Consider the following 26,315-nt stretch of genomic DNA (forward strand, 5'->3'; position numbering starts at 1 on the left):
ATGGACGGCCAGGGAGAGCACCCCGCAACCGACACCCCACCCGACGGGGACGCGGCCCGGGCCCGGCCCGGCGGCCAGGAGCAGCGGCCAGGTGACGACGGGACGATCGCCCCGTCCCCCGACCGGAAGACTCCCCCGCTGACAGGGCGGCTGCACTACCTGATCGGCGGGACACTCCCGCCCCGCTACAACGACTGGGTCTCGAACGACCTGACCGGCCCGGGCTGGCGGCTACGCCAGGCGTTGCGCCCGTTCCTGCTCATGCTGCCGTTCGCGATCATGTTCGCGCTGCTGCCCGGACAGTTGAGCGTGCGGCTCACCCTCGTCGTGTTCCTCCTGCTCTCGGGGATCGGCCTCGGCTTCGCCACCAGCGGCTTCTTCCGCAACCGCCGCCTGGAGCAACACGGCTTCCCGCCCGTCTTCACCGTCTCCGAGGACTAGCTCCGGACGAGCCCCGCCCCGGCCGAGCGCCGGGCGAGCGCCGCCCGAGCCCCGGGCCGACGGCGAGGTCAGGCCGGGACGTCGGCGAGGATGTCCTTGGTCGCGGAGAGGCCCAGGCGGGTGGCGCCGGCGTCGACGAAGGCCAGGGCCTGCTCCGCGGTGCGGATGCCGCCGGAGGCCTTGACGCCCAGCCGGCCGCCGACCGCGGCGACCATCGCCCGCACCGCGCGCAGCGAGGCGCCGCCGGCCGGGCTGAAGCCGGTCGAGGTCTTCACGAACTCGGCGCCGCCGTCCTCCGCGGCCCGGCAGGCCGCCGCGATGCTCTCGTCCGGCAGCAGGGCCGTCTCGAGGATCACCTTGAGGATCACGTGCGGCGGTACCGACAGCCGGACCTCGGTGATCTCGGTCTCGATGGCGCGCCAGTTCTCGTCCATGATGTTCGCGATGTCGACGACCATGTCGATCTCGGTCGCGCCGTCGGCCACCGCGCGCCGGGCCTCCTCGGCCTTGATCACCGTGAGGTGCGTCCCGTGCGGGAAGCCGACGACCGAGGCGACCGCGAACGACGGATCGGCGTCCTTGCCGGCCTGGCGGGCGCTGGCGGCGGCGAGGAAGACGTGGGTCGGGGCGACGCAGACGGTGCCGACGCCGAGTTTCGCCGCGTCCGCGCAGAGGTTGACGATCTCCTCGCCGGTCGCCTCGGGGCGCAGCAGGGTGTGGTCGATCATGCGCGCGAGCTCGGCGCGGCGGGGCGCGACCCGACGCCCGGCGGCGTCGGAGTCGGCGCCCGGCGCGGGACGGTCGGGTCCGGCGGGAGCCGTTGTCATACCTTGCATCATCGCCCATGCGCAGTGTGGGTTCTCGAGTGTCCCGGTAGGAGCCAACCGTGCAGGTTCAGGTCGTCGATCATCCGCTGGCAGCGACCGCGCTCACCGTCCTGCGGGACGAGCGCACGGCACGCGCCGCCTTCCGCGCCGCCCTGCACGACCTGTCGACGATGCTCGTCTACGAGGCGACCCGCGAGCTGCCGACGATGCCCGTCTCGGTGACGACGCCGCTGGCGACCACCGCCGGGGTGGTGCTCGCGGCCGAGCCGGTGGTCGTGCCCGTGCTGCGGGCCGGTCTCGGCATGCTGCCGGCCGCGCTCACCCTGATGCCGGACGCGCGGTCGGCGTTCATCGGCCTCTCCCGCGACGAGACGACCTTCGAGCCCCGGGTCTACCTCGAGTCGGTGCCGGCGGACCTGGCGGGGCGGCCGGTGTTCCTGCTCGACCCGATGCTGGCGACCGGCGGCTCCGCGCTGCACGCGCTGCGGCTGCTCACCGCCCGGGGTGCGACCGGCATCGTCGTGGTCTCCGTCGTCGCCGCGCCCGAGGGGGTCGCCGCGCTGGAGGGCAGCGGCCTGGACGTCAGCGTGGTCACCGCCGTGGTGGACGAGAAGCTGAACGACACCGCCTACATCGTTCCGGGGCTCGGCGACGCCGGCGACCGGATCTACGGCGCCGTCTAGCCCGGAACCGGGACCGGGACCGGAACCGGGCCGGGCCGGGCCGGAGGCCCAGGCAAGAGCCCGGGCGCGGGGCGGGCACGGGACCATGCATGCCAGGTCCCACCACCCGGTGATGTGTGGCGACTCAGAGAGTCCTGGCTGTCACTCAACCGCCGCAGTTACTCGGGCAGAGCACATAAGGCCTGGCCTGCGTGAATATCCATCGTTTCCGACCGTCTCCGGGGACGCCGGTGCTTCCGCGCACGCCGCGCGCTCGACGACGCGGCCACCACGGGTCACGGGCCGCCCGCAGGCCCGGGGACTCCCATCAGGGCGGCGGCGCCGTCGCGCAGCGCGTCCAGCTCGGTCCGGGCGTGGCGGCGCGCGGCGGCCGGGCCGATCGCCGCCACGGTTTCGCGGTCCGCGACGGCCTGCAGATAGATCTTGAGCTTGGGCTCGGTGCCGCTGGGGCGGGCGACGACCCGGGCTCCGCCGTCCAGTTCGAGGAGCAGGACGTCCGCGGGCGGCAGGCCGGCGAGCCCGTCAGGACCGTCCGATGCGCCGGCGAGCAGGTCGCGGACGGCGGTCACGGGGCGGCCGGCGACGCGGTCGGGCGGGGACGTCCGCAGCCGGCGCATCGCCGCGGCGACGGCCGCGAGATCGTCGAGGCGGACGGACACCTGGCCGGTGGCGAACACGCCGATGCGGCGGTGCAGGTCGTCGAGGACGTCCAGCAGGGTGCGCCCGGCGCGTTTCTCGCGCTGCGCGGCCCGCGCGAGGGCCAGCGCGGCGGTGATGCCGTCCTTGTCCCGGACCAGGTCGGGGGCCACGGCGTAGCCGAGGGCCTCCTCGTAGCCGAACACGAGGCCGGGATCGGCACGCATGATCCACTTGAAGCCGGTCAGGGTCCGGGTGCAGGGCACGCCGTGGTCGCGGGCGAGCTCCACCAGGGCCGAGGAGCTGACCACGGTCGTCGCGACCGGTCCGGGCCGCACCCGCAGGACGTGGTCGGCCAGCAGCAGCCCGATCTCGTCCCCGGTCAGGACCCGGCCGCCGACGGCCGCGGCGCACCGGTCCGCGTCCGGGTCGTTCGCGAGCACCAGGTCGGCGCCGACGCGCTCCCCCAGGGCGAGCACGGCGTCGAGCACTCCGGGCTCCTCCGGATTCGGGAACGGCGCCGTCGGGAAGTCGGGATCGGGCTCCCGCTGGTCGACGACCGTCACCGGCACGGGCAGGCCGGCCCGGGTGAACACCGCCTCCAGGACGTCCGCGCCGACGCCGTGCAGCGGCGTGTAGGCGATCCGGAGCGGCGGCCCGTCCACCGGCGGGGCGGTGTCGACCGCGCGCACCGCGCCCTCGACGTACGCGGTGACGATCGAGGCGTCGAGGCGGGTCCAGCCGTCGGCGAGCGGGATCGTAGCGGCCGGGCCGACCGCGGCGATCTCGTCCTCGATCTCGGTGTCGGCCGGGGCGACGAGCTGGGCGCCCCGCCCCGCCTCACCCACGGGACCGCCGAGGTAGACCTTGTAGCCGTTGTCGGACGCCGGATTGTGACTCGCCGTGATCATGATCCCAGCCACCGCGCTCAGGTGACGGACCGCGAACGCCAGCACCGGCGTCGGCGCCGGCGTCGGGAGGAGCAGCGCCCGGGCGCCCTGCCCGGCCAGGACCCGGGCGGCGTCCAGGGCGAAGTGGTCGCTGCGCCGGCGCGCGTCGTAGCCGATCACCACCACCGGCGGACCGGTCACGCGGCGTTGCAGCCAGGATCCGAGACCGGCGGTGGTCCGCCGCACCACGGCGGTGTTCATCCCGGCCGGCCCGGCCCGCAGCGGCCCGCGCAGCCCGGCGGTGCCGAAGGCCAGCGGTCCGGCGAAACGCTCGGTGAGGGCGCTGACGTCACCCGCGGCCACCAGCCCGGCGAGCTCCGCCCGGTCGCCGGAGTCGGGGTCTGCCGCCAGCCAGGACGCGACCCGCGACGCCAACGGCTCGGGCAGCCGGCCGACCTCCGCCGTCACGGCGCCCTCCCCGGTCGTCACAGAGCAGTCATCACGAGGCGGTGGTCACAGGGCTCGTCAAAGCGCGGTGATGACCTCGGCGAGCATCGAGCCCATCCGGCCGGCCGCCGCGGCGCCGGCGGCGAGGACCTCGGTGTGGTCCAGCGGGGCGCCGGTCATCCCGGCGGCCAGGTTCGTGACCAGCGAGAGCGCGAGCACGTCGACGCCGAGCGCCCGGGCGGCGATCGTCTCGTGCACCGTCGACATGCCGACGAGGTCGGCGCCGAGCCCGCGCAGCATGCGGATCTCGGCCGGCGTCTCGAAGTGCGGGCCGGGCAGCGCCGCGTAGATCCCTTCGACCAGGCTCGGCTCCACGGTGCGGGCGAGCGCGCGCAACCGGGGCGAGTAGGCGTCGGTGAGATCGGTGAACAGCGGGCCGACCAGCGGCGAGCGGCCGGTCAGGTTGAGGTGGTCGGCGACCAGCACCGGTTGGCCCACGTGCAGGTCGGAACGCAGCCCACCGGCCGCGTTCGTCAGGACGACGGTGCCCGCGCCGGCGGCGTGCGCGGTGCGGACGGTGTGCACGACCCGGGAGAGGTCGTGGCCCTCGTAGGCGTGCACCCGGCCGAGGAAGACCAGCAGCCGCCGCCCGCCGAGCAGGATGGAACGGGCCGTGGGCGCGTGCCCGGGAACATCCGTGGCGGGGAAGCCGCCCAGGTCGGCGAAGTCGATGTCCACGGTGTCGGTGCCGAGACCGGCCAGGACGTCCGCCGCGGGCCGCCAGCCGGACCCGAGGACGATCGCGACGTCGTGCCGGTCGGCTCCGGTGCGCTCGGCCAGGCAGGCCGCCGACGCCGCGGCGTCGGCGGCGGCGCTGATGATGTCGCTGTCCGCCACCAGGCGACTGTACGACTCGCGGCATACCACTCCCGCGTGGCCCCGGCCCGGCACCGCCTGGCGTTTCGGGAGCACACTGGTGAGGTGTCCCTCGTCCCCTCCGTCCGGAAGCCCCCGCGGGTGCCGCTTGAGGACGGAGAGCTCATCGAGGTCGTGCTGCGCGGTCGGATGACGGACCCGGCCGGTGGCGGGCGAGTCACCGCGAAGGCCGAGCGCTTCGTCGGGCATCGCCTCGGCACGTCCCGCTGGATCATGCTGACCACGCGGCGGCTGCTGGTGGTCGCGCCCTTCCCTCGGGAGGGCGACTGGTTCGACGTCTCCTACGACCGGCGGGACGTCTCCGCCTCCCGCGGCCTGCGGCACGGCGAGGTGATCGTGGTCGAGCTGAAGACCCCCGGCGGACGACAGATCCTGCGGCTGCCGAATCGCATGCGGTCTGAGGCGGCACGCCTCATCAGGGCCCTGCGCCCGGCCGAGCCCACCCCCCGCCAAACCTGAGCGCCGGCGGCACGGCCGCCACCACCGCCCACGCGGCGATCATCGGCAGGGCCGTCCGATAGGGTCGACAGCGACGTGACACGACTCCCGATCAGTCGCATCAGTCAAATCAGCTATTGGTGACATCAGCACTAGCGGTGACATCAGCAAGTGGTGACACAGGACGGATGACCATGTCGACAGCCGCCAGCACGCCCGGAACGCACAGCACCGCGATGCGTACCCACCTGTGCGGTGATCTGGGGCTCGGCAACGCCGGCCAGCGGGTGACGGTCTGCGGGTGGGTCGCGCACCGCCGCCAGCACGGCCAGTCGCTGATGTTCGTCGACCTGCGCGACCACTCGGGCCTGCTCCAGTGCGTCGTCGACGGCTCGGTCGACGCTCGCTCCGAGTACGTCCTGCGGATCACCGGTACCGTCACCGCCCGCCCGGAGGGCACCGCGAACCCGGCCCTGGCCACCGGCGAGGTCGAACTGACGGACTGCGCCGTCGAGGTGCTCTCGGTCGCCGCGCCGCCGCCGTTCCCGCTCGACGACCGGGCCGACTCCGTCGAGGAGAGCACCCGGCTCACCTACCGGTACCTCGACCTGCGCCGCGAGCGGATGCAGCGCAACCTGCGCACCCGTTCGGCGGTCCTCGGCGCGCTGCGCACCGCGTTCGCCGACCGCGGGTTCGTCGAGGTGGAGACGCCGCTACTGATGCCGTCGACGCCGGAGGGCGCGCGCGAGTTCGTCGTCCCGTCCCGGCAGTTCCCGGGCAGCTTCTACGCGCTGCCGCAGTCGCCGCAGCTTTTCAAGCAGCTGCTGATGGTCGGCGGGATGGACCGCTACTTCCAGCTCGCGCGCTGCCTGCGCGACGAGGACCTGCGCGCCGACCGGCAGTACGAGTTCACCCAGCTCGACCTGGAGATGAGCTTCGTCGGCGTCGACGACATCCTCGATGTGGTCTCCACGGCGGTGCTCGCCGCCGCCGCCGCGGCCGCGGCGGGCTCCGGGCGCGCCGTGCCCGAGATCGAGCGGCTGACCTGGCACGACGCGATGAACCGGTTCGGAGTCGACAAGCCCGACCTGCGGTTCGGGATGGAGCTCGTCGAGCTCACCGCGATCTTCGCCGACAGCGGCTTCAAGGCGTTCGCCGGCGCCCCGGCGGTCAAGGGCATCCGGGTGCCGGGCGGGTCGGCCACGCACAACCGCAAGGCGCTCGACACCCTCACCGACCGCGCCAAGAAGCTGGGCGCGAAGGGCCTGGTGTGGATGCGCGTCGCCGCCGCCGGGGGGTTGGAGTCACCGGTCGCGAAGTTCCTCTCCCCCGCGGAGCTCACCGGGATCGTCACGGCGACCGCGGCCGAGGAGGGCGACCTGCTGCTGCTCGTCGCGGACGAGTGGGAGACCACCTGCGAGGTGCTCGGCCAGCTGCGCAACGACCTCGGGCGTCCGCCCGCCGGCGCGGGCGAGCTGCGTTTCGCCTGGGTGGTCGACTTCCCCCTGTTCGTCGGCGTGGACGCGGCCACCGGGCGGCCGAAGCCGGGGCACCACCCGTTCACCCGGCCGCATCCCGACGACGTCGAGAAGATGGAGTCCGAGCCGCTGGCGGTGCGCAGCCTGGCCTACGACCTGGTGCTCAACGGGTGGGAGCTGGGCTCGGGGTCGATCCGAATCCACGAGAGCGAGCTGCAGCAGCGCGTCTTCGGGCTGCTGGGCATCTCGCCGGAGGAGGCGAAGGCCCGGTTCGGGTTCTTCCTCACCCCGTTCGGGTACGGCGCCCCGCCGCACGGTGGATTCGCGTTCGGTATCGACCGGCTTGTCGCCATCCTCGCGGGCGAGGACAACATCCGTGAGGTCATCGCCTTCCCGAAGACCCAGTCCGGGCTCGACCCGCTGACCGGCGCTCCCACGACGATCGACGAGCGGCAGCTCCGCGAGCTCGGTATCCGCGTGGTCGCCCCCGCCGTGCCCGGTCCGGCGGCGCCCGCGAAGCCCGCCGGTCCGGCGGCGCCCGCCGCGCCCGCCCGCCCGGCATCCTGACAGCGGCCGGGTTCCCCTGTCCCCGGCGCGGCGGAGAGATCCCGGTCAGTCACGCGGAAGTACTCACCACCACGAAAAGTCAAACTAAGATAACTCTCAGTCGGAGCAAATCCGGACACTGAGGCGCGCGTGGCCAACGACCCGTAAGGGGTGTGCCTTCGTCCCTTCGGGGGGTACCGCCGCGCGATCTGGGTAACCAGCCCGGAGAGCTCGCTGCCCGAGTTCCGGGCCCGCCCGCTGGCGGGGCCCGCTCACCCGGAGGAGCCGCGGTGCACATTCCCTTCTCGTCGTCGCCGAGTTCGAGCCTTGGGATCGAGTGGGAGCTGGAACTCGTCGACCTGCAGAGCCGGCACCTGCGTGGTGCCGCGACCGAGATCCTCGAGGACCTGCGGGCCAAGGTCGGCGAGGAGGGCGCCGCCAAGGCCAAGCACGAGCTCTTCGAGTCGACCATCGAAGTGATCACCGGGGTGTGCCAGACCGTGCCCGAGGCCACCGCCGACCTGCTCGGCACGGTCGAGGTGCTGCGGGATCTGGCCGAGCGGCGCGGCATCGGCCTGATGTGCTCCGGCACCCACCCGATCAGCGAGTACTCCACCCAGAAGATCACCGCGGACGACCGCTACGACCGCCTGGTCGGCCGGATGCAGTGGCTGGCCCGGCGACTGCTCATCTTCGGGGTGCACGTCCACGTGGGCGTGCGCTCGCCGGAGAAGGCGATGCCCATCGTGAACGCGCTGATGTCCTACATCCCGCACTTCCTGGCGCTCTCGGCGTCCTCGCCCTACTGGCTCGGCTCGCACACGGGGCTCGCGTCGTCGCGCTCACGGGTGTTCGAGAGCCTGCCGACCGCCGGCCTGCCCTACCCGCTGCACGACTGGGCGGCGTTCGAGGGGTTCATGGAGACCCTGGTGACGGCCGGCACCATCGAGACGATCCGTGAGGTGTGGTGGGACATCCGCCCCCACCCCAACTTCGGCACCGTCGAGCTGCGCATCTGCGACGGCCTGCCGACGCTGCTCGAGGTCGGCGCGGTCGCCGCGCTCGCGCAGTGCATCGTCGACCGGATGAACACCCAGCTCGACCGCGGGTACCGGCTTCCGGCCCCGCAACGCTGGGTGGTGCAGGAGAACAAGTGGCGGGCCGCCCGCTACGGGCTCGACGCGGAGATCATGGTGGACGACCGCGGCACCGTGCGCCCGGTCCGCACCGACATCGCCGACCTCGTCGAGGATCTCCTCCCCGTCGCCCGCCGACTCGGCTGTGAAACCGAGCTCACCAACGTCGACCGGATCCTCTCCTCCGGGGCGAGCTACACCCGACAGGAACTTGCCGCGCGGCGGGCCGGCGGAGACCTCACCTCTGTGGTCGATACGCTGCTTGCGGAGATGAACGCGGGGCGACCGGTCACCCACGGGTAGCCGGCCTGCCGGAGCGACAGCGGAGGGCCCGGCCCGGTAGATGACAGCGGACATGACACACAGGACCGCCGCGGCGGGCGTGCCGATCACGGCGGCCTGGCTCGCGGAGCACGAGGACGAGCTGATCGCGCTGCGGCGTGACCTGCACGCCCATCCCGAGCTGGGCCGACAGGAGCACCGCACGGCGCGCGTCCTGGAGGAACGGCTGCTGGCCGCCGGCCTGAGCCCGCAGCGGCTCCCCGACGTGCCCGGCCTGTGGTGCGACATCGGCGCGGGGGTCGACTCGGGCGGCCCGGTGGTGATGCTGCGCGCCGACATGGACGCGCTGCCACTCGCCGACGTCAAGGACGTCCCGTACCGGTCGACGGTGCCGGGCGTCGCCCACGCCTGCGGGCACGACGTGCACACCACCGTGGCCCTCGGCGCCGGTCTGGCGCTCGCCGAGCACGCCCGGGCACACCCGTTGCCGGGTACCGTGCGGCTGCTCTTCCAGCCGGCGGAGGAGACCATGCCCGGCGGATCGCTCGACGTGATCGACGCCGGCGTGCTCAAGCCGGTGACCTCGGCGATCACCGTGCACTGCGACCCCGCCCTCGACGTGGGCACCATCGGGCTGCGCTCCGGCCCGATCACCTCGGCCGCCGACGCGGTGGAGATCACCCTGGCCGGGCCGGGCGGGCACACCTCACGGCCGCAGAACACCGTCGACCTGGTGTACGCCCTCGCCCGGCTGGCGGTGGACCTGCCGGCCGCGCTGTCCCGGCGGGTCGACCCGCGCTCCGCGCTCTCGCTGGTCTGGGGCCAGATCCAGTCGGGCACCGTCACGAACGCCATCCCGCGCACCGGCAAGCTGCGCGGGACGATCCGCACGCTGTCCCGGGAGACCTGGGAGGCGGCGCCGGAGCTGGTCGAACGCCTCGCCGAACAGCTCGTCGCCCCGTACGGGGCGCAGATCGCCGTCGACTACGTGCGCGGCGTCCCGCCGGTGGTCAACCACGCGGACGTCGTCGACGCGTTCGGCGCGGTGGTCGACGCGGTGTTCGGGCACGGGGCGGCCACCTCGGTCGCCCAGTCGCTGGGCGGCGAGGATTTCGGCTGGTATCTCACCCACGTGCCCGGCGGCCTGGCCCGGCTGGGCACCCGGACACCGGGCGGCCCCACCTACGACCTGCACCAGGGCAGTTTCGACGTCGACGAGCGCGCGGTCGGCGTCGGTGTGAGGTTCCTCTCCGCCGCCGCCTGTGAGCTGCTCGACCGCTCGGCCGACCCGGTGGGCCCGGACGACCTCGTCAGCTGACCGGCCCACCCGGCCAGCCACCCGGGCCAGGCCCGGGTGACCTGGCTGACCGGCCCGGCCCGGGTCTCGGCCCGGGGCCGGGCCGGTCAGCCCGGGATCAGGCGATCGGACGTCCACGGAGCTCGGTGACGTACTCGGAGGGGGCGCCGGCCTTCTCGGCCGCGTCCGCGATCATGTCGAGGTAGTTGCGCGACGGCAGCCCGCCCTCGTAGGTGTTCAGCACGTACGTCCAGGCCAGGCTCTCGCCGTCCAGGGTCGACACCCGCACCCGGATGCGGGTGTAGAGGCCGGTGTCGGCGCCCTCCCAGATGTCGAGCCGCTCCAGGTCGTAGCGGTCGAGGTCGTACAGCAGGACGTACACGTGGGCGCCGGGCGCCTCGACGATGGTCGCCAGCGCTCCGTCCCAGCCGACGTTCTCACCGCCGAAGGTCAGGCGCCAGCCTCTGATCCACCCGGTGCCGATCACCGGGGAGTGCGGCGTGCGCTGCTTCATGTGCGCCGGATCGAGGTTGCTCGCGTAGGCGGCGTACTTCGTCATCGTCGGGGTCTCTTCCGATCTCCCCCGCCCGGTGCGAGAGCGCGGGGGTGGCTTCCACGCCGGGTGCGGCCACCGGCGTCACGGGGATGGACCGACGTCACGGGGGGCGTCCGACGTCGGTGGAAGATACTACGGAGGCCGCCGCACCGGGACGAGAGGGACGTCGGAAGAGGGGCAAACTAGGGAGGTACGACGAGCTCTGGAGGATCCCACGTGACGCGCATCGTCATCCTTGGCGGCGGACCCGGCGGCTACGAGGCGGCCCTGGTCGCCGCGTCCCTCGGCGCGACCGTGACCGTGATCGACTCAGACGGCATCGGCGGGGCGTGCGTCCTGACCGACTGCGTGCCGTCGAAGACCCTCATCGCGACGTCGGAGACGATGACGAACTTCGCGATGGCGCCGGCGCTGGGGGTGCGCCCACATGGCGACCCCTCGGCCGAGGTCGGCAGCTGGGAGCTGACCGGCCTGCCCCACCTCACGCCACCGGACGTGGTCACGGTCGACCCCGAGCAGGTCAACGAACGGGTGCGGGCGCTGGCCCGGGCCCAGTCCGCCGACATCGAGCGCCGCCTGGAGCGGGAGCGGGTCGAGGTGGTGCACGGCACCGGACGCCTGGTCGGCCCGCACGCGGTCGAGACGTCCGACGGCGAGACGTTCGTCGGCGACATCGTCCTGGTCGCCACCGGGGCGTCGCCGCGGGAGATCTCCGGCTGCGAGCCGGACGGCGAGCGCATCCTCACCTGGCGCCACCTGTACGACCTCAAGGAGATCCCCGAGCACCTGGTCGTGGTCGGTTCCGGCGTCACCGGCGCCGAGTTCGCCAGCGCCTACCGGGCGCTCGGCGCCGAGGTGACACTTGTCTCCTCACGCGAGCGGGTGCTGCCCGGCGAGGACCCGGACGCGGCCCGGGTGATCGAGGACGTCTTCGTCCGCCGCGGCATCGAGGTGCTCAACCGCTCCCGGGCCGCCGCGGCGCGCCGGATCGGTGACGGCGTCCTCGTCGAGCTCACCGACGGCCGGACGGTGACAGGCAGCCACGCGCTGATGGCGGTGGGTTCGGTGCCGCGGACGAAGGGCCTCGGTCTCACCGAGGTCGGCGTCCGGCTCGGCTCCGGCGGCCACGTCGTCGTCGACCGCATGTCCCGGACGTCGGTTCCCGGCGTGTACGCGGCCGGCGACTGTACCGGCGTGCTCCCGCTGGCGTCCGTCGCCGCGATGCAGGGCCGGATCGCGATGTGGCACGCCCTCGGCGAGGCGGTGACCCCGCTGCGCCTGGGCACCGTGTCGTCGAACATCTTCACCGAGCCCGAGATCGCCACCGTCGGGGTGACCCAGCGGATGAAGGACTCCGGCGCGATCGCCGCCGAGGTCACCACAGTGCCACTGATGCGCAATCCACGCGCGAAGATGATGGGGATAGCGGACGGTTTCGTTAAGTTGTTCTGCCGGCCCGGAAGTGGCAGCGTCCTGGGTGGCGTCATCGTTGCTCCGCGTGCAAGTGAACTGATCCTCTCAATTTCGCTCGCGGTCGAGAACGGTCTGACCGTCGACCAGATCGCGCACACCTTCTCGATCTATCCCTCCTTGTCCGGTTCCATCACCGAGGCGGCCCGTGTCCTGCGGCCGCGCGACCTGTTCGCCGGCTTCGACACCCCCGCCTGAACAGGCCTGTCACTCCGGCCCAGGCCGGATAATGGGCCCATGAAAGGCGTCTTCGTCGGCCTGACGACGCTTGATTCGGTCTACCTCGTGGATCGGCTTCCAGGTGCCGACGAGAAGTGTGTGGCGCGGGATTTCGCCATGAATGCGGGTGGGCCCGCGACGAACGCCGCGGTGACGTTCGCCTACCTCGGCGGGCGGGCCTGCCTCGTGAGCGCCATCGGCACGTCCCCGGCCGCGGCGCTCGTGCACGCGGATCTCGCGCGCTACGGGGTCCGGCACATCGAGCTGGTGCCGGAGCAGTCCGGCGACGGTGCCGCCGGCCCCTACGGAGCCCTCGCCGCGCAGGCAGTGGCCGGTCCCGCCGGCCAGCACGGCCCGCCCGGCAAGCCCACCGGGCTGCGCTCCGGCGGCACCCGCTCCGGCTACGGCCCGGCGGGACCGCTCACCGGATACCCGCACGTACGCGGCCGGAGCGGGCCCGGCCTGCCCGGCGGCGCAACCCACAGCCCCGCCGGGGCGGTCAAGCCGGCCGGCCACGTGCACGGCCCGGTCGGCGGCGCCCATGGCGGCGGGCACGGTGGGCACGGCAGCGGACCCGGCGGTGGCCACGGTGGGCCTGGCAGTCACGGTGCGATCGGCGGGCACGGCGGCCACGGCGGGATCGGCGGCCACGGGGTGACCGGCGGGGCCGGGCTCGGTGGAGCCGGCGTCCTCGGCGGAATGGCCGGCCTGGCCGGTGCCGTCCAGACCGGGCCGAACACGGCGGCCGCCGGCCACCTGGCCGGCCAGTCGGCGATGTCCTACGCCCTCCCGATGTCAGCGGTCATGGTGACCTCGCAGACCGGCGAGCGTGCGGTGACCTCGACGCACGGCATGGTCCCCCGGTGCACCGCGAACACCTCGGCCGCGGCCGCGGTCGCCGACGCCGACGTGGTCGTGCTCGACGGCCACCAGGTCGACGCCGCCATCGGCCTTCTCCGCACGCTGCGCGGCTCAGGCCCGCCGGTCCTCCTCGACGGCGGAAGCTGGAAGCCCGGCACCGAGCAGATCCTGCCGTTCGTCGACGTCGTGATCTGCTCGGCCGCGTTCCGCCCCCCGGGCTTCGACCCCGGCGCGGACATCCTCGGCCTGCTGCTGCGCTACGGGCCGTTCTTCGTCGCCGTCACGGACGGCCCCGGGCCCATCCGCTGGGCCACGGCGGAACGGCGCGGCCACGTGCTGCCCCCGGTGGTGGCCGCCCGCGACACCCTGGGCGCCGGCGACGTCTTCCACGGCGCCTTCGCCTGGATGATGGCCCACGGCGCGCTCGCGACCGACGAGCTGGTCGGAGCCCTCGGCGAGGCCTCACGGGTCGCCGCCCGCTCCGTCCAGACCTTCGGCCCCCGCAGCTGGATGACCTGACCCCGGCGGGCCGCCGGGGATGCGGTCAGCCCGCGGGCGCGGTCAGCCCGGCGGTCTGGGCGGCGGGCTCGACGGCCGCGTCCCGCGCCGCGCAGCCGGCGAGGTGGTCGTTCACCAGCCCGCACGCCTGCATGAGCGCATACGCGGTGGTCGGGCCGACGAAGACGAAGCCGTGCCCCCGCAGCGCCTTCGCCAGCGCCCTGGACTCGGCGGTCACCGCCGGGACGTCGGCGAGCCGGGCCGGGGCCGGACGGGGCGGCGGCGCGAACGACCAGACCAGCTCCTCCAGCGGCTCGGTCAGGGCGAGCACCGCGCGGGCGTTCGCGATCGTCGCCTCGATCTTGCGCTGGTTGCGGACGATGCCGGCGTCCAGGAGAAGTGCCTCGACCGTGCCCGCGCCGAACGCGGCGACGGCGGCCGGGTCGAACCCCGCGAACGCCGCCCGGAACGCCGGACGCTTGCGCAGGATCGTCAGCCACGACAGCCCGGACTGGAACGCCTCCAGCGTCATCCGCTCGAACAGGCCGACGGTGTCCCGAACGGGCCGGCCCCACTCGGTGTCGTGGTACTCGACGTACAGCGGCGTCGACAGCCCCCAGGGACACCGCGACCGCCCGTCCTCCCCGACTGCCAGGTCGGACGACCCAGTCACGGGACGAGCCCCTCGAAGCCGGGCTTGATGACCTCGTTGATCAGCGCGAGACGCTGGTCGAATGGGAGGAAGGCGGACTTCATCGCGTTCACGGTCAGCCAGCGGATGTCGGACCAGCCGTAGCCGAACGTCTCGACCAGGGTGGCGAACTCGCTGGACAGCGTCACCCCGCTCATCAGCCGGTTGTCGGTGTTCACCGTGACCCGGAAGTGCAGCCGGCGCAGCAGGCCGATCGGATGGCGCTCGATGCTCGGCGCCGCCCCGGTGTGCACGTTCGACGACGGGCACATCTCCAGCGGGACGCGGACGTCGCGCACGTAGTCCGCCAGATCGCCGAGGATGGCGTTTCCGTCCGGGTCGACGGTGATGTCGTCGACGATGCGCACGCCGTGCCCGAGCCGGTCGGCGTTGCACCACTGCAGCGCCTCCCAGATCGACGGCAGCCCGAACGCCTCACCGGCGTGGATCGTGAAGTGCCCGTTCGCGCGCTGGATGTACTGGAACGCGTCCAGGTGGCGGGTCGGCGGGTTGCCCGCCTCCGCCCCCGCGATGTCGAACCCGACCACCCCGGCCTCCCGCCACCGGACGGCCAGCTCCGCGATCTCCAGCGAGCGGGCCTGGTGGCGCATGGCGGTCACCAGCGCGCGCACGTGCAGGCCGGTTCCCGCCGAGCCGGCGCGGAAGCCGTCCAACGCGGCCTCGACCACCCCGTCGAGCGACATGCCCTGCTCGACGTGGAGCTCCGGGGCGAACCGGACCTCCGCGTAGACGACCCCGTCGGCGGCCAGATCCTCGGCGCACTCGCGGGCCACCCGGGCCACGGCCTCGGGCGTCTGCATGACGCCCACCGTGTGGCTGAACGTCTCCAGGTACCGCACGAGCGACCCGGTGTGCGCACCTCCACGGAACCAGGTACCGAGCTTGTCGACATCGGTCGTCGGCAACCCGGTGTACCCGGTGGCGTCAGCCAGCTCGACGATGGTCGCGGGCCGCAGGCCACCATCAAGATGATCGTGCAGCAGGACCTTGGGAACCCGGCGGATCGCAGCCTCAGTGATCTTCTCGCTGGCCTGGCCAGCAGGGATGTCCGCGCTCACCTCCCTGACGGTAGGCCACCCCACCGACAGTTCGCCGTCCGCCACATGACGACGAGCAGACACCGCACCCCAATCCACCGCACCCGCACCACCTGCCCCCCGTACCCCCATGCACCGCACCCCGCACCCCGCGACCCAGCACCCCACAGCCCGCGCATCCCAACACCCCGCGGTTCACCAGCCGCCCATCAGATTCACAAATAACCCAAATAAAAACAATCCACACACACCAAAACGGTATGTGGCGGGCGAGTGGGTCTATAGACTCACTCACCCGCCACACTTCGGGCGACTCGAGCCGGTGGGGGCGGGGCGGGGCGCGGGTCAGCGGATGTGGTCGAGGACCAGTGGGGTGGGAGCGGGCGGTTCGTCGGTGACCGAGACGGCGTCCGCGAGTGCGGCGAGTGCCCGGGAGAAGGTCGCCTCGTCGTCGGAGTAGAGCTCGATCAGGGGGGCGCCGGCCTGGACCTGTTCCCCCACCGTCGCATGCCACCGCAGTCCCGCCGCCGGCGAGACGGGATCTTCCTTCCGCGCGCGCCCCGCGCCCAGGCGCCAGGCGGCGACACCCAGGGCACGGGCATCAAGGCGGCTCAGGTAGCCGTCCGCCGGAGCGGGGACGGTGCGGGTGAACGCGGCGGTCGGCAGTGGGGCGTCCGGGTCGCCGCCCTGGGCGGCGACCATCGCGCGCCACACGTCGTATGCCGCCCCCGAGGCCAGGACCTCCGCCGGATCCGGCCCGGCACCGGAACCACCGCTGAGGCCGACGATGTCCAGCATCACGCGGGCGAGGGCGACGGTGACCTCGACGAGGTCCGGCGGGCCCGCCCCGCGCAGGGTCTCGACCGCCTCGGTCACCTCGGGGCCGTTGCCCGCGGTGCGGCCCAGCGGGGTGTCCATCGCGGTGAGCAGGGCCTCGGTGCGCACCCCGGCGCGGGTGCCCAGGCCGACCATCGTCCGCGCGAGCTCGCGGGCGTCGGCGAGTGAGGTCATGAAGGCGCCGGTGCCGACCTTGACGTCCAGGACCAGCGCGGACGTCCCCTCAGCGATCTTCTTGCTCATGATCGAGGAGGCGATCAGCGGGATGGACTCGACCGTGCCGGTGACGTCGCGCAGGGCGTACAGCCTGCGGTCCGCGGGAGCCAGGCCGGGGCCGGCGGCGCAGATGACGGCGCCGACGTCCGCCAGCACGGCGCGCATGGTGCCCGGGTCGAGATCGGCGCGCCAGCCGGGGATCGCCTCCATTTTGTCGAGCGTCCCGCCGGTGTGCCCGAGCCCACGTCCGGACAGCTGCGGGACGGCCGCTCCGCACGCGGCCACCAGCGGGGCGAGGACCAGCGAGACCTTGTCCCCGACCCCGCCGGTGGAATGCTTGTCGACCGTCGGGCGGGTCAGGCCGGACAGGTCCAGCCGTTCGCCGCTGGCGATCATCGCCGACGTCCAGTGATCCAGCTCGTCGGGGGCCATGCCGCGCCAGACCACGGCCATCAGGTAGGCGGACATCTGCTCGTCGGCGACCCGGCCGTGGGTGTAGGCGTCGATGAGCCAGGCGACCGCGTCCGCCGGCAGCGCCGCCCCGTCGCGCTTGGCCCGGATGAGGTCGACGACGTCGTGGGACGCCGCAGGACCGCCGTGACCGCCGCCGGGGGCATCAGCGCTCATGCTCCGCGCTCCGCCGCAGGTGCCCGCTCCGCCGCAGGTGCCCGCTCCGCCGCGGGCGGCAGGTCCGCCGGGCCGAAGGCGCCGGGGAGGAGCTCGCCCAGGGTACGGATTCCGTCCGCGGTCGCCAGTTCGAGCTCGGGACCTCCGTGCTCGTGGAGAAGCTGGCGGCAGCGACCGCACGGCGCGAGCGGCGCGCCCGTGCCGTCCACACAGGCGAAGGCGACCAGCCGGCCACCACCGCTGGCCCGCAGCGCCGAGACAAGACCACATTCAGCGCACAATGTGAGCCCGTAGGAGGCGTTCTCTACGTTGCAACCGACGACGACCCGACCGTCGTCGACCATCGCCGCAGCGCCGACCCGCAGGCCGGAGTAGGGCGCGTAGGCGTGCCGCGCCACCCGCACCGCCTCGCCCCGCAGGTGCTCCCAGCCGCTGTCATCCACGTTCCCTCCCCGACGGTTCGCCTTCCTTCCAGGCTGTCCACCCGGATGCGCCAGGTCGCCGACCAGATGCACCGCGTCACGCCGGGCCCGGCGGACCGGCCCGCACGGCCCGTCGGCGCCGGCCCCGACCAGCATGCCCCACTGCCGGTGAGCGGACCGGATGTGATCCCATGAAATCGTCAACGCGCAGCGGAGAGGACAACCGATGTCAGGCGAGCGCCGGGGCGAACCCGGTCCAGCCGGTCCACGCACTCTCGTCGGGCGTCGGTACCGGCTGGACGGGGTGATCGGCCAGGGCGGCTTCGGTGTCGTGCACCGGGCCACCGACGAGCTGCTCGGCCGGCAGGTCGCCGTCAAGGAGGTCCGGCTCCCCACCGACGGCAGCGAGCGGGAGCGGGAGCTCGCGCGGGAGCGGGTGCTGCGGGAGGCGCGCGCCGCCGGCCGACTGCATCATCCCGGCGCGGTCGCGGTCCTGGACGTCATCGCCGAGGGCGACCTGCCCTGGATCGTCATGGAATTCGTCGACGGGAAGTCCCTGTCGGCGATCATCGAGGAGCGCGGCCGGCTCGGGGTCGGCGAGGTCTGCCGCATCGGCATCAGCCTCGCCTACGCGCTGGAGGCCGCCCACCGGCTGGGCATCGTGCACCGGGACGTGAAGCCGAGCAACGTCCTGGTGACGGCGGACGAACGCGCGCGGCTCACCGACTTCGGGATCGCCGTCAGCCATGGCGACCCCCGGCTGACCAGCACCGGGATGGTCCTCGGCTCGCCGGCCTACCTGGCCCCCGAGCGGGCCCGCGGCGACGCCGGTACGGCCGCCAGCGACCGGTGGGGGCTGGGCGCGACGCTGTTCACCAGCGTCGAGGGGGTCTCCCCGTTCCCCGGGAACGACCCGATCTCCATTCTCGCCGCGGTGGTGCAGGGCCGCCGCCGGCCGTTCCGCGCCGCCGGGCGGCTCGCGCCCGTGATCGACGATCTCATGGCCACCCACCAGGCACGCCGGCCGAGTCTGGCGACGGTGCGCTCGCGGCTGCGCGACATCCTCGAACGCGGCGGGGACACCCGGCCCTCCCGGGCCCGCAGCCGGCCATCCCGGCCCGCGGTAACGGCGATCACTCCGACGTCGGGCACACCCGCGACCCCCGCACCAGGCGCCCCCGGGCCTCCGACGGCCCCGATCCCGGGCGGGTTCGCGGCGGACGGCGGTGACACGTTCACCGCGGGCGGAGCATCCACGGGCGGTGCATCCCCGGCCGACCAGGACACCGTGGTCAGCCAGTATGCCGGGCCCGACGAGACCACCGTCCTCGGCGAGTCCGTCCTCGGCGGACCGGCGACCGCCGGCGCGCGCGCCGGCGAGACGCACAACGCCATGGCGGAGGACGACGAAACGTCCGACGACCGCTCGTCCCCGGAGGACGGCGGCGCGGACCTGACCGCGCTGCTCACGGGCCCGACGACGGCACCTGCTGGCGGCGCACCCGCCGGCCCACCGCCAGCCGCCCCGGGGCTGGCCGGCACCGTGCTGATGAACGCGGCGCCCAGCGAGGCACCGCCGGACGACACCGTGTCCGGCGACCCGCTGTCGGACGACACCCTGCCCGGCGAGACACCATCAGACGACACCCTGCCCGGCGCCCTGCCCGGCGAGGGGCCGCCGAATGACACCGTGCCCGGCGGGGTGCGGGCGGACGACACCGTGCTGGCCGAGGCATCGCCGGACGGAACCGTGCTGACCCGGACGTCGCCGGCGAGCACGGGCGACACCGGGGCCGACGCGGACAATGACACCCGCGTCGGCATCGGTACAGACAGCGCGGCGGCCATCGCCGCGGAGGAGGCCGGCTCCCCGGTACCGGACTCGGCGGCCGTCGGACCCACGGCGAGCCGGGTCGGGGCAGGCGACCCGGCGGCGAGCGACGCACGGCCGGCCAGCCAGGCACCGGCCGGGCCAACCGCGACGGCTCAACCAGCGGAGCCAGCACAGCAGGCTGGAGCGGCAGAACCGTCGGGAGCGGCGGGACCAGCCGGAACGGCGGGAACGGCGGGACAGTCGGGAACGGCTGGTGCGCACCCGCGGTTGACCGGTCGGCTGGAGCGGCTCCGGGCGATGGAGCGGCGGCGGGGCGCGGCGGTTGAGCGTCCCCGGGGTACTGAGCGGCTGCGACCGGTCGACCGCATGCGGGCACTCGGCGGCATCCCGGCGCGGGCGCGGACATCCCAGGACTCGTTGGATCCCATGACCGGCGGCCTGCCGATACCCGGCGCCGGTGCGGCATCGGCCGCGACGGGAACGGTGCCGGGCCCGGCCGGTTCCGCGGGCACCGAACCGGCCGCCGCCACGGCCACCGGGACAGCCAAGGCCACCGGGACAGCCGGGACGAGGAGTACGCCCGACGCCACGGGAACGCCGGGCACCGCCACGGAACCGACGTCCGCTGTGGGGCGCCGGTACTCGGCGGCCGCGGCGTTGTTCTCCCGGCCGGGCAGGTCCACGGCCTCCGGCGATTCCGGTCCGGGGATCTCCGCGGGTCCGCCGAGCGCACCCCGCGCCGCCGCCCATCCGCGGCGGGAGCCGGAGCAGGAGCCGCCGACGAGTGGGCAGAACCTGTTCCGCCCGCCCTCCGAACGGCAGCCGGAGGAGCGGCGGCACCCGGGTGGGGTGCTGGGACGTCCGGACGGGGCGAGCGCCGTTACGCCCAGCCGCGGACGTCGCCTGACTGTGATCCTCATCGCGTCCGTCGTCGTGATCGCGCTTGCGGTCGTCGCCGCCGTCCTGGTGTTCGGCGGGGGTGACGACGGTGCGGAGCCGGCCGGAGCCGGGCCGCGCCCGACCGTCCAGGCTGACCAGGAAGCCGCAGCAGTCCAGGCTGGAGACCTGGTCGCGTCGAATTCGAAGCCGGTCACGGCGCCTCCGGGCTGGGTCTCCTACATCGATCCGACGGGCTGGTCGATCGCCTACCCGTCGCGCTGGCAGCGGCGGCCCGGCCCCGGGGGCGAGGGGAATATGGACTTCGTGGATCCGGCTACTGGTACGTTCTTGCGCATCGGGAGCATCGCGAGTGCGAACACCTCCGCCATTGAGGACTGGCGCACGAACGAAATCAGCTTCCGGGATCGAGTGCGGGACTACCGGCGGGTACGGATCGAACCAGGTGACGGGGCGGACGGCGCGACGCAGGCCGACTGGGAGTTCACCTACGCCTCCGGTGGGGGGACGGTGCATGTGCTCAACCGTGGCGCGGTGCGAAACGGGCATGGATACGCTCTGTACTGGTACACGGCCGAGGAGCTGTGGGAGGCGGATCAGCCGCTCATGCGACAGCTCTTCGCGGCCTTCAGGCCGGCCTCATGAGGAGCCTCAGGGCCGGTTGCCGGCCTGACGGGTCCGATGGCCGGCGGGGTTGCGTCCGGTCCAGTCAATTCGTCTGTCAGACTTGACTCGATGGCCAGATCGGCGAGCGTGCCCCCCGACACCTCTCGGCACGGCACACCCCGCTATGTAGCGCAGCGCTACCGCCTCGACACACCTATCGGGCGCGGTGGCGCCGGCGTTGTGTGGTGCGGCGAGGACGAGCTGCTCCAGCGGCCAGTCGCAATCAAGGAAATCCTCGTGCCGATGGCGGGCGCGCAGGCGGAGCGGGATGCCATTCGGGCCCGGGTGCTGCGCGAGGCGCGTGCGCTGGCCCGGCTGCACAGCCCGGCCATCGTCTCGGTCTTCGACGTCGTCGAGGAGCACGAGCGGCACTGGATCATCATGGAGCTCGTCGACGCGGACAGCCTCGGCGACACCATCAAGAACCATGGCCCGCTGCCGTTCGACCAGGTCGCCGCGATCGGGCTGGCGCTGGCCGACGCCCTCGCCGCCGCCCACTCGGCCGGTGTGCTGCACCGTGACGTGAAGCCGGGCAACGTCCTGCTCGGCCGGGACAACCGGGTCCGCCTCACCGACTTCGGCATCGCCGCGACCGAGGGCGACGTGACCCTGACCGGGACGGGCGCGCTCGTCGGCTCCCCGGCCTACATCGCCCCGGAGCGGGTGCGCGGCTCCTCGGGCACGCCCGCGAGCGACCTGTGGGGGCTCGGCGCGACGCTCTACTCGGCGGTCGAGGGCTGCCCGCCCTTCGAGGGCCCGGAGACCTACGCGGTGCTGAGCGCCGTGGTGGAGGGCCGGCGGCGGCCGTTCCGGCTCGCCGGGCCGCTGCGCGGGCTGCTCACCGACCTGCTCGACCGTCCCGCCGAGCTGCGCCCGGACGTCGACGAGATCCGCCGCCGGCTGACGCCCATCGCGCGCAACGCCACCCCCGTCCCCGATGTCGTGACGAATCCGCGCGGCCGCCAGTCCGAGCCCGCCGCGGACGAGCCCTCGTCTGACGACGGCCTGGAGAACCTGGCCCCGCCGCCGCCTTCGTCGGTGCCACGGACCGACCGCCAGCCGGCGCCGAGCGGCGACATCGGGGTGACCGACCGGCTGATGCCGGGCCGGGAGATGACGCCCCTGCCGCCGCGGGCGGACCTGTCGACCCCGGGCGACGATCTGACGGCCGTCGGGCACACGCCGGTGACCGGGCCGGTCGTGGCGAGCACGGGACCCCACGACGACATCACCCAGATCGGCGCGCTCGCCGCGGCCGTCGACATGTTCGACCAGGACGACGCCAACATGGCCGCCGGCCTGCTCTCGCTGGACCGGGACGGCGAACGCGCCGGCCGCGGGGGCACCTCGCACCGGGCACCGGCCGCGGGGCGCGGCGACCACCGCGGCGACACCCCCCGTGGATCGGCCCGCAAGGGTCGGCCGCCGACGATCGCGATCGTCGCCGGCGCGGCGGTGGCGATGCTGGCGGGTCTCGCCGTCGCGCTCACCCTGCTGTTCACCGGCAACGGGGGCGGCTCCGACGGCACCAGCGCGGAGGGCACGTCTCCCTCGCCGTCGTTCGCCCCGCGGACACCGGACCCGCTGCCGACCACCGACGTGGTCGTCACCGAGCCGGTTCAGACGCCGAACCGGCCGGCCTACACGCCCCGGGCACGGCGGACGACCACTCCGACGCCTCCGCCCCCGCCGGCGCAGACCGATCCGCCCGAGACGACTCCCACGGCGGGGCCGACAACACCACCGGTGACCACCGCGCCGGCGTCGTCGGCACCCGCGACCACACCGCCGACGGAGGTCTCGCCGACCGGCGCTGGGCCCACGCCCACCCAGGTCGTCCCCACGCCCCCCGGCGGCGGCGCCTGATCACGGCCGGCACCAGCCGCCCGGTCAGATAGTCAGGTAGGTCAGGTCGACGGTCCGCGAACCGGCAGGTGACCGCCGGCCGGTGACCGCTGCCGCCGTGGTGCGGTTCGGGTGCGGTTCGGTTCGGGCGTTGTTCGCTCCGGGTGCGGGGTCGAGCCGTCGGGATGCGCCCTGACGACGCGATTCGGGTCCGTGCATGTCCGATTCGCTTGACACGCGCTGCGAGACATCACAACATAGGTAAGCCTCACCTAAGCGTCCGACGGTCATGTCGCGAGCGGGCTTCCGCTCGGCCCACGTGAACCCCGAAGCACGAGGAGTCCGCTGATCGGAAAGGCTCGGCCACCGCGCCGCTTTCCGGCCGGCGGCACCGTCGCCGCGCGAGGGCCGGGCTCCGGTGGCGGCTTCCGGGCCGGGCTCCGGCATTCCGGGGGTGGTCGCCCGCCAGCCCGCCGACGGGTCGGATTCCGCGCGAGCCGGCGGCGCGGCGTATCCGGGGAAACCGGCGGCCGACACCTGACGTCACCGGCGAATCCCGCGACATCCCCGCCCTCGACCTGCCCGATTTCGAGAGCGCGACCGGCCGATCGGCGCATCCACCATGAAGCAGTGTTCCAGAGAAATCACCGCACGAAGCGCCGATCAGAGGAGAAGCATCGACATGCGCGTTGTAATGTTCGGATATCAGACCTGGGGACATCGAACACTGCAGGCGCTGCTCGACTCCGACAACGACGTCACTCTCGTCGTCACGCACGAAAAGGGCGAAGGCGATTACGAGAAGATCTGGGACGACTCGGTCGCCGATCTCGCCACCGGGGCCGGCGTGCCGGTGGCCATCCGGAACCGCCCCGATGACGAGGAGCTGATGTCGCTGCTCAAGGCGGCCGACCCCGACGTCATCGTCGCCACGAACTGGCGCACCTGGATTCCGCCGCAGATTTTCAACCTGCCCCGGCTGGGAACGCTGAACATCCACGACTCGCTGCTGCCGGCCTACGCCGGGTTCGCGCCGCTGATCTGGGCGCTCATCAACGGCGAGCCTGAGGTGGGCGTGACCGCGCACATGATGACCGACGTCCTCGACGCCGGTGACGTCGTCCTGCAGCGGCGGGTGCGGGTCGGCCCGCGCGACACGACGGCCGACCTGTTCCACCGCACCCTGGCCCTGTTCGGCCCGATGGCTGTGGAGGGCCTGGAGCTGATGGCGTCCGGGCGCACCGAGTGGGCGAAGCAGGACCGCTCGAAGGCGAGCTTCTTCCACAAGCGGTCGCCCGTGGACAGCCTCATCGACTGGACCTGGACGGCCGAGGAGCTCGACCGGCTCGTCCGCGCCCAGTGCGACCCGTACCCCAACGCCTACACGTACCGTAACGGCGAGCGGCTGCGGATCATCTCCGCGGAGGTGTCGAAGGGCGTCTACGGCGGCACACCGGGACGGATCTTCATCCGGGAGGGCGACGGGATCGTCATCGTCGCGGGCGCCGAGGCCCGGCGCGGGCGCAGCCACGGGCTGCTGGTCAAGACGATCCGCACCGACGACGGCCGCGAGCTGCCGGCAACCGAGTACTTCACCACGATGGGCGGTTACCTCACCCGCCAACCGTAGCCACCCGGCTCCCGCGGTCGACAGCGGCGAGCGCCGGGTGCTCCCGGAACCCCGATCCGGGCGGTTACCCACGTGTTCACCCGCGGTGGATCTTGCAGCCCCACACGGCCGCGATCAGGCGTGACTTTCCCTTGACACACGGACCCTTGACACACGAAGCGTGACAATTCAGTATAAGTAAACCTAACTTAATATCTACGCAGACGTCCGGCGGGGATCACACCTGTCCCGCACGCACCGACCCAGAAGTCCGCTGAGCACCGGGGGTCTGTTGCACGACTCCGGCATACCCGCCGGCTCGGAGTTCCATAACCGCCGATCCCGTACTCGGGTGGTGAGGACGGAACTTCCGCGGCGGCGGGCGTGGCCGACTGCCACGGCGAGCTCGGTCACCAGACCGGAAGAGAAGGGGACATGGACGTCACAGGGAGCGAGTTCGACGGAGATCACCGGCAGACCACGAGGGCGGGTGCCGGTGACGGAGGCGGACCGACGGCACCCGACGTCGTCGACCTGGTCGGTGTGGGATTCGGCCCGTCGAACCTGGCGTTGGCGATCGCCGCGGCGGAACACCGGACCGTCCCGGCGAACCCACCGATCAGCACCCGCTTCTTCGAGACGCAAACCACCTTCGGCTGGCACCGGGGAATGCTGCTCAACGATGCGACAATGCAGATCTCGTTCCTCAAGGACCTGGCCACGATGCGCAACCCGACCAGCGGGTTCAGTTTCCTGGCCTATCTCGCCGACCGCGGCCGGCTGGTGGACTTCATCAACCACAAGACCATATTTCCGTCCCGCCGCGAGTTCCACGACTACCTGGAGTGGGCCGCGGAACAGGTCGACCAGGTGGTGACCTACGGGGCCCGAGTGGTGTCGATCCGTCCCGTCCACGACCCACACCACCCCGGCGAGGTGCGCGAACTCGACGTCGAGGCCCGACTCGCCGACGGCGCAACGGTCGTCCAGCGCACCCGCAATGTGGTGATGGGGCAGGGCCTGCACCCCAACCTGCCCGGCGGGGTGACCCCCTCGGAGCGGGTCTGGCACAACCACGACCTGCTGAACCGGCTCGACCAGCTGCCGAGCCGGCCGCACCGGCGCTTCACCGTGGTGGGTGCCGGGCAGAGCGCGGCGGAGGTGACCGAGCACCTGCACACCCGCTTCCCGGACAGCGAGGTCTGCGCCGTGTTCGCCCGGTATGGCTACAGCCCGGCCGACGACAGCGCCTTCGCCAACCGGATCTTCGACCCGGCCGCGGTCGACGAATACTTCCGTGCCGGCGACGAGGTGAAAAACGCCCTGCTGGCCTACCACAGCAACACCAATTACTCGGTGGTCGACGCCGACCTCATCAGCGAGCTGTACCGCCGCAGCTATCAGGAACAGGTCTGCGGCACACACCGGCTGCGCGTCGTCCACGCCTCGCGAGTGACGGGGCTGACGCCGCTGCCGGCCGGTGTCCGCATCGCCGTGGAGTTCCTGCCCACCGGCGAGGTCACCGAGCTCGACAGCGACATCGTCATCTTCGCCACCGGCTACCGGCCGCACGATCCGCTGGCGATGCTCGGCGATCTGGCGACCACGGTCTCGTGCGACGACCTGGGGCGGCCGCGGCTGACCCGCGACTACCGCATCGTCACCCGGCCGGACGTCACGTGCGGGATCTACCTGCAGGGCGCGACCGAGCACAGCCATGGGATCTCGTCGTCGCTGCTGTCCAACGTGGCCGTGCGGTCCGGGGAGATCCTGGACTCGGTGATCGGGCGCTGCCACGGCCCGCGGACCGAGCCCGCGGTGGACCCGGCGACGGACGGAGCGGGCCGCGCACTCGCCTTCAGCACCGACCGCGGCTGACGGCCTCGTCCGGAGGTACGGGTCGTGCTCGCAGTGAGTGTTTCCGGACGGCCCTGGCCGCGCTCCGAGAACAGGCCTTTGGCACCGCCACCCC

Annotated in this window: 20 protein-coding genes; 12 read left to right on the forward strand and 8 right to left on the reverse strand. The window is 73.1% G+C overall.

Going from position 1 to position 26,315, the window contains the following annotated elements; all coding sequences use genetic code 11:
* Window positions 1–441, forward strand: a complete 441-nt coding sequence (locus MXD62_RS03190; protein WP_248827922.1) for a DUF5313 family protein — start codon at window positions 1–3, stop codon at window positions 439–441.
* A 68-nt stretch (window positions 442–509) separates the two neighbouring features.
* On the opposite strand, the gene deoC is transcribed toward MXD62_RS03190, so the two are convergent.
* A complete protein-coding gene (gene deoC / locus MXD62_RS03195) occupies window positions 510–1,277 on the reverse strand; it encodes a deoxyribose-phosphate aldolase (protein ID WP_248827990.1) in 768 nt (255 codons plus the stop codon).
* 50 nt (window positions 1,278–1,327) lie between these two features.
* Between deoC and upp the strand changes: the two genes are divergently transcribed.
* On the forward strand, window positions 1,328–1,951 hold the full coding sequence (gene upp, locus MXD62_RS03200) for a uracil phosphoribosyltransferase (RefSeq protein ID WP_248827923.1): 624 nt from the start codon (window positions 1,328–1,330) through the stop codon (window positions 1,949–1,951).
* Between the two features lie 275 nt (window positions 1,952–2,226).
* Here upp and MXD62_RS03205 read toward each other — a convergent pair whose 3' ends face one another.
* Both MXD62_RS03205 and MXD62_RS03210 read right to left on the reverse strand, forming a co-directional pair.
* Window positions 2,227–3,966 (reverse strand): phospho-sugar mutase, encoded by a 1,740-nt coding sequence (locus MXD62_RS03205; RefSeq protein WP_248827924.1) that lies wholly within the window; start codon window positions 3,964–3,966, stop codon window positions 2,227–2,229.
* Between the two features lie 36 nt (window positions 3,967–4,002).
* On the reverse strand, window positions 4,003–4,821 hold the full coding sequence (locus MXD62_RS03210) for a purine-nucleoside phosphorylase (RefSeq protein ID WP_248827925.1): 819 nt from the start codon (window positions 4,819–4,821) through the stop codon (window positions 4,003–4,005).
* Window positions 4,822–4,905: 84 nt separating this feature from the next.
* Between MXD62_RS03210 and MXD62_RS03215 the strand changes: the two genes are divergently transcribed.
* From MXD62_RS03215 to MXD62_RS03230, 4 genes are all read left to right on the forward strand, one after another.
* Complete coding sequence (locus tag MXD62_RS03215) at window positions 4,906–5,319, forward strand: hypothetical protein (RefSeq protein ID WP_041256640.1); 414 nt, start codon at window positions 4,906–4,908, stop codon at window positions 5,317–5,319.
* Between the two features lie 173 nt (window positions 5,320–5,492).
* Window positions 5,493–7,343, forward strand: a complete 1,851-nt coding sequence (gene aspS / locus MXD62_RS03220) for an aspartate--tRNA ligase (protein WP_248827926.1) — start codon at window positions 5,493–5,495, stop codon at window positions 7,341–7,343.
* Between the two features lie 269 nt (window positions 7,344–7,612).
* Entirely contained in the window at window positions 7,613–8,761 is a 1,149-nt protein-coding gene (locus tag MXD62_RS03225) for a glutamate--cysteine ligase (RefSeq protein ID WP_248827927.1), read from the forward strand.
* Window positions 8,762–8,813: 52 nt separating this feature from the next.
* Window positions 8,814–10,058: an amidohydrolase gene (locus MXD62_RS03230; protein WP_248827928.1), complete on the forward strand. Its 1,245-nt coding sequence runs from the start codon at window positions 8,814–8,816 to the stop codon at window positions 10,056–10,058.
* A gap of 97 nt (window positions 10,059–10,155) precedes the next feature.
* Here MXD62_RS03230 and MXD62_RS03235 read toward each other — a convergent pair whose 3' ends face one another.
* Window positions 10,156–10,596 carry a gamma-glutamylcyclotransferase gene (locus MXD62_RS03235; RefSeq protein ID WP_020463372.1) on the reverse strand — a complete coding sequence of 147 codons (441 nt, stop codon included), beginning with the start codon at window positions 10,594–10,596 and terminating at the stop codon, window positions 10,156–10,158.
* Window positions 10,597–10,809: 213 nt separating this feature from the next.
* On the opposite strand from MXD62_RS03235, the gene MXD62_RS03240 reads away from it, so the two are divergent.
* The gene (locus MXD62_RS03240; RefSeq protein WP_112105614.1) at window positions 10,810–12,261 is read left to right on the forward strand and encodes an NAD(P)H-quinone dehydrogenase; all 1,452 of its coding nucleotides are present in this window, start codon (window positions 10,810–10,812) and stop codon (window positions 12,259–12,261) included.
* 39 nt (window positions 12,262–12,300) lie between these two features.
* Window positions 12,301–13,662: a PfkB family carbohydrate kinase gene (locus MXD62_RS39055; protein ID WP_285223937.1), complete on the forward strand. Its 1,362-nt coding sequence runs from the start codon at window positions 12,301–12,303 to the stop codon at window positions 13,660–13,662.
* Window positions 13,663–13,687: 25 nt separating this feature from the next.
* Here MXD62_RS39055 and MXD62_RS03255 read toward each other — a convergent pair whose 3' ends face one another.
* The 4 genes from MXD62_RS03255 to MXD62_RS03270 all read right to left on the reverse strand — a co-directional run bounded on the left by MXD62_RS03255 (window position 13,688) and on the right by MXD62_RS03270 (window position 17,513).
* A complete protein-coding gene (locus MXD62_RS03255; RefSeq protein WP_308301186.1) occupies window positions 13,688–14,314 on the reverse strand; it encodes a DNA-3-methyladenine glycosylase I in 627 nt (208 codons plus the stop codon).
* On the reverse strand, window positions 14,311–15,411 hold the full coding sequence (locus tag MXD62_RS03260; protein ID WP_248827929.1) for an adenosine deaminase: 1,101 nt from the start codon (window positions 15,409–15,411) through the stop codon (window positions 14,311–14,313). Before MXD62_RS03260 ends, MXD62_RS03255 begins: the two co-directional genes overlap by 4 nt.
* A gap of 324 nt (window positions 15,412–15,735) precedes the next feature.
* Window positions 15,736–17,070: a thymidine phosphorylase gene (locus tag MXD62_RS03265; RefSeq protein ID WP_248827930.1), complete on the reverse strand. Its 1,335-nt coding sequence runs from the start codon at window positions 17,068–17,070 to the stop codon at window positions 15,736–15,738.
* Window positions 17,067–17,513, reverse strand: a complete 447-nt coding sequence (locus MXD62_RS03270) for a cytidine deaminase (protein ID WP_248827931.1) — start codon at window positions 17,511–17,513, stop codon at window positions 17,067–17,069. The genes MXD62_RS03265 and MXD62_RS03270 overlap by 4 nt, the downstream gene beginning before the upstream one ends.
* A 205-nt stretch (window positions 17,514–17,718) precedes the next feature.
* Here MXD62_RS03270 and MXD62_RS03275 point away from each other — a divergent pair, with 205 nt between their 5' ends.
* From MXD62_RS03275 to MXD62_RS03290, 4 genes are all read left to right on the forward strand, one after another.
* Window positions 17,719–20,868 (forward strand): serine/threonine-protein kinase, encoded by a 3,150-nt coding sequence (locus tag MXD62_RS03275; RefSeq protein WP_248827932.1) that lies wholly within the window; start codon window positions 17,719–17,721, stop codon window positions 20,866–20,868.
* 90 nt (window positions 20,869–20,958) lie between these two features.
* Complete coding sequence (locus tag MXD62_RS03280; protein ID WP_248827933.1) at window positions 20,959–22,755, forward strand: serine/threonine-protein kinase; 1,797 nt, start codon at window positions 20,959–20,961, stop codon at window positions 22,753–22,755.
* Window positions 22,756–23,416: 661 nt separating this feature from the next.
* Window positions 23,417–24,364: a methionyl-tRNA formyltransferase gene (locus tag MXD62_RS03285; protein ID WP_248827934.1), complete on the forward strand. Its 948-nt coding sequence runs from the start codon at window positions 23,417–23,419 to the stop codon at window positions 24,362–24,364.
* A 414-nt stretch (window positions 24,365–24,778) separates the two neighbouring features.
* Window positions 24,779–26,221 (forward strand): lysine N(6)-hydroxylase/L-ornithine N(5)-oxygenase family protein, encoded by a 1,443-nt coding sequence (locus MXD62_RS03290; RefSeq protein WP_248827935.1) that lies wholly within the window; start codon window positions 24,779–24,781, stop codon window positions 26,219–26,221.
* Window positions 26,222–26,315 lie beyond the last annotated feature (94 nt).

Source organism: Frankia sp. Mgl5 (assembly GCF_023242985.1).
GTDB classification, from domain to species: domain Bacteria; phylum Actinomycetota; class Actinomycetes; order Frankiales; family Frankiaceae; genus Parafrankia; species Parafrankia soli.

Excerpts from the sequence above, each read along its gene's own strand:
- MXD62_RS03190 (WP_248827922.1), top strand. The coding sequence starts at position 1 with ATGGACGGCCAGGGAGAGCACCCCGCAACCGACACCCCACCCGACGGG.
- deoC (WP_248827990.1), bottom strand. The coding sequence starts at position 1,277 with ATGCAAGGTATGACAACGGCTCCCGCCGGACCCGACCGTCCCGCGCCG.
- aspS (WP_248827926.1), top strand. The coding sequence starts at position 5,493 with ATGTCGACAGCCGCCAGCACGCCCGGAACGCACAGCACCGCGATGCGT.
- MXD62_RS03230 (WP_248827928.1), top strand. The coding sequence starts at position 8,814 with ATGACACACAGGACCGCCGCGGCGGGCGTGCCGATCACGGCGGCCTGG.
- MXD62_RS03235 (WP_020463372.1), bottom strand. The coding sequence starts at position 10,596 with ATGACGAAGTACGCCGCCTACGCGAGCAACCTCGATCCGGCGCACATG.
- MXD62_RS39055 (WP_285223937.1), top strand. The coding sequence starts at position 12,301 with ATGAAAGGCGTCTTCGTCGGCCTGACGACGCTTGATTCGGTCTACCTC.
- MXD62_RS03265 (WP_248827930.1), bottom strand. The coding sequence starts at position 17,070 with ATGAGCGCTGATGCCCCCGGCGGCGGTCACGGCGGTCCTGCGGCGTCC.
- MXD62_RS03275 (WP_248827932.1), top strand. The coding sequence starts at position 17,719 with ATGTCAGGCGAGCGCCGGGGCGAACCCGGTCCAGCCGGTCCACGCACT.
- MXD62_RS03280 (WP_248827933.1), top strand. The coding sequence starts at position 20,959 with ATGGCCAGATCGGCGAGCGTGCCCCCCGACACCTCTCGGCACGGCACA.
- MXD62_RS03285 (WP_248827934.1), top strand. The coding sequence starts at position 23,417 with ATGCGCGTTGTAATGTTCGGATATCAGACCTGGGGACATCGAACACTG.
- MXD62_RS03290 (WP_248827935.1), top strand. The coding sequence starts at position 24,779 with ATGGACGTCACAGGGAGCGAGTTCGACGGAGATCACCGGCAGACCACG.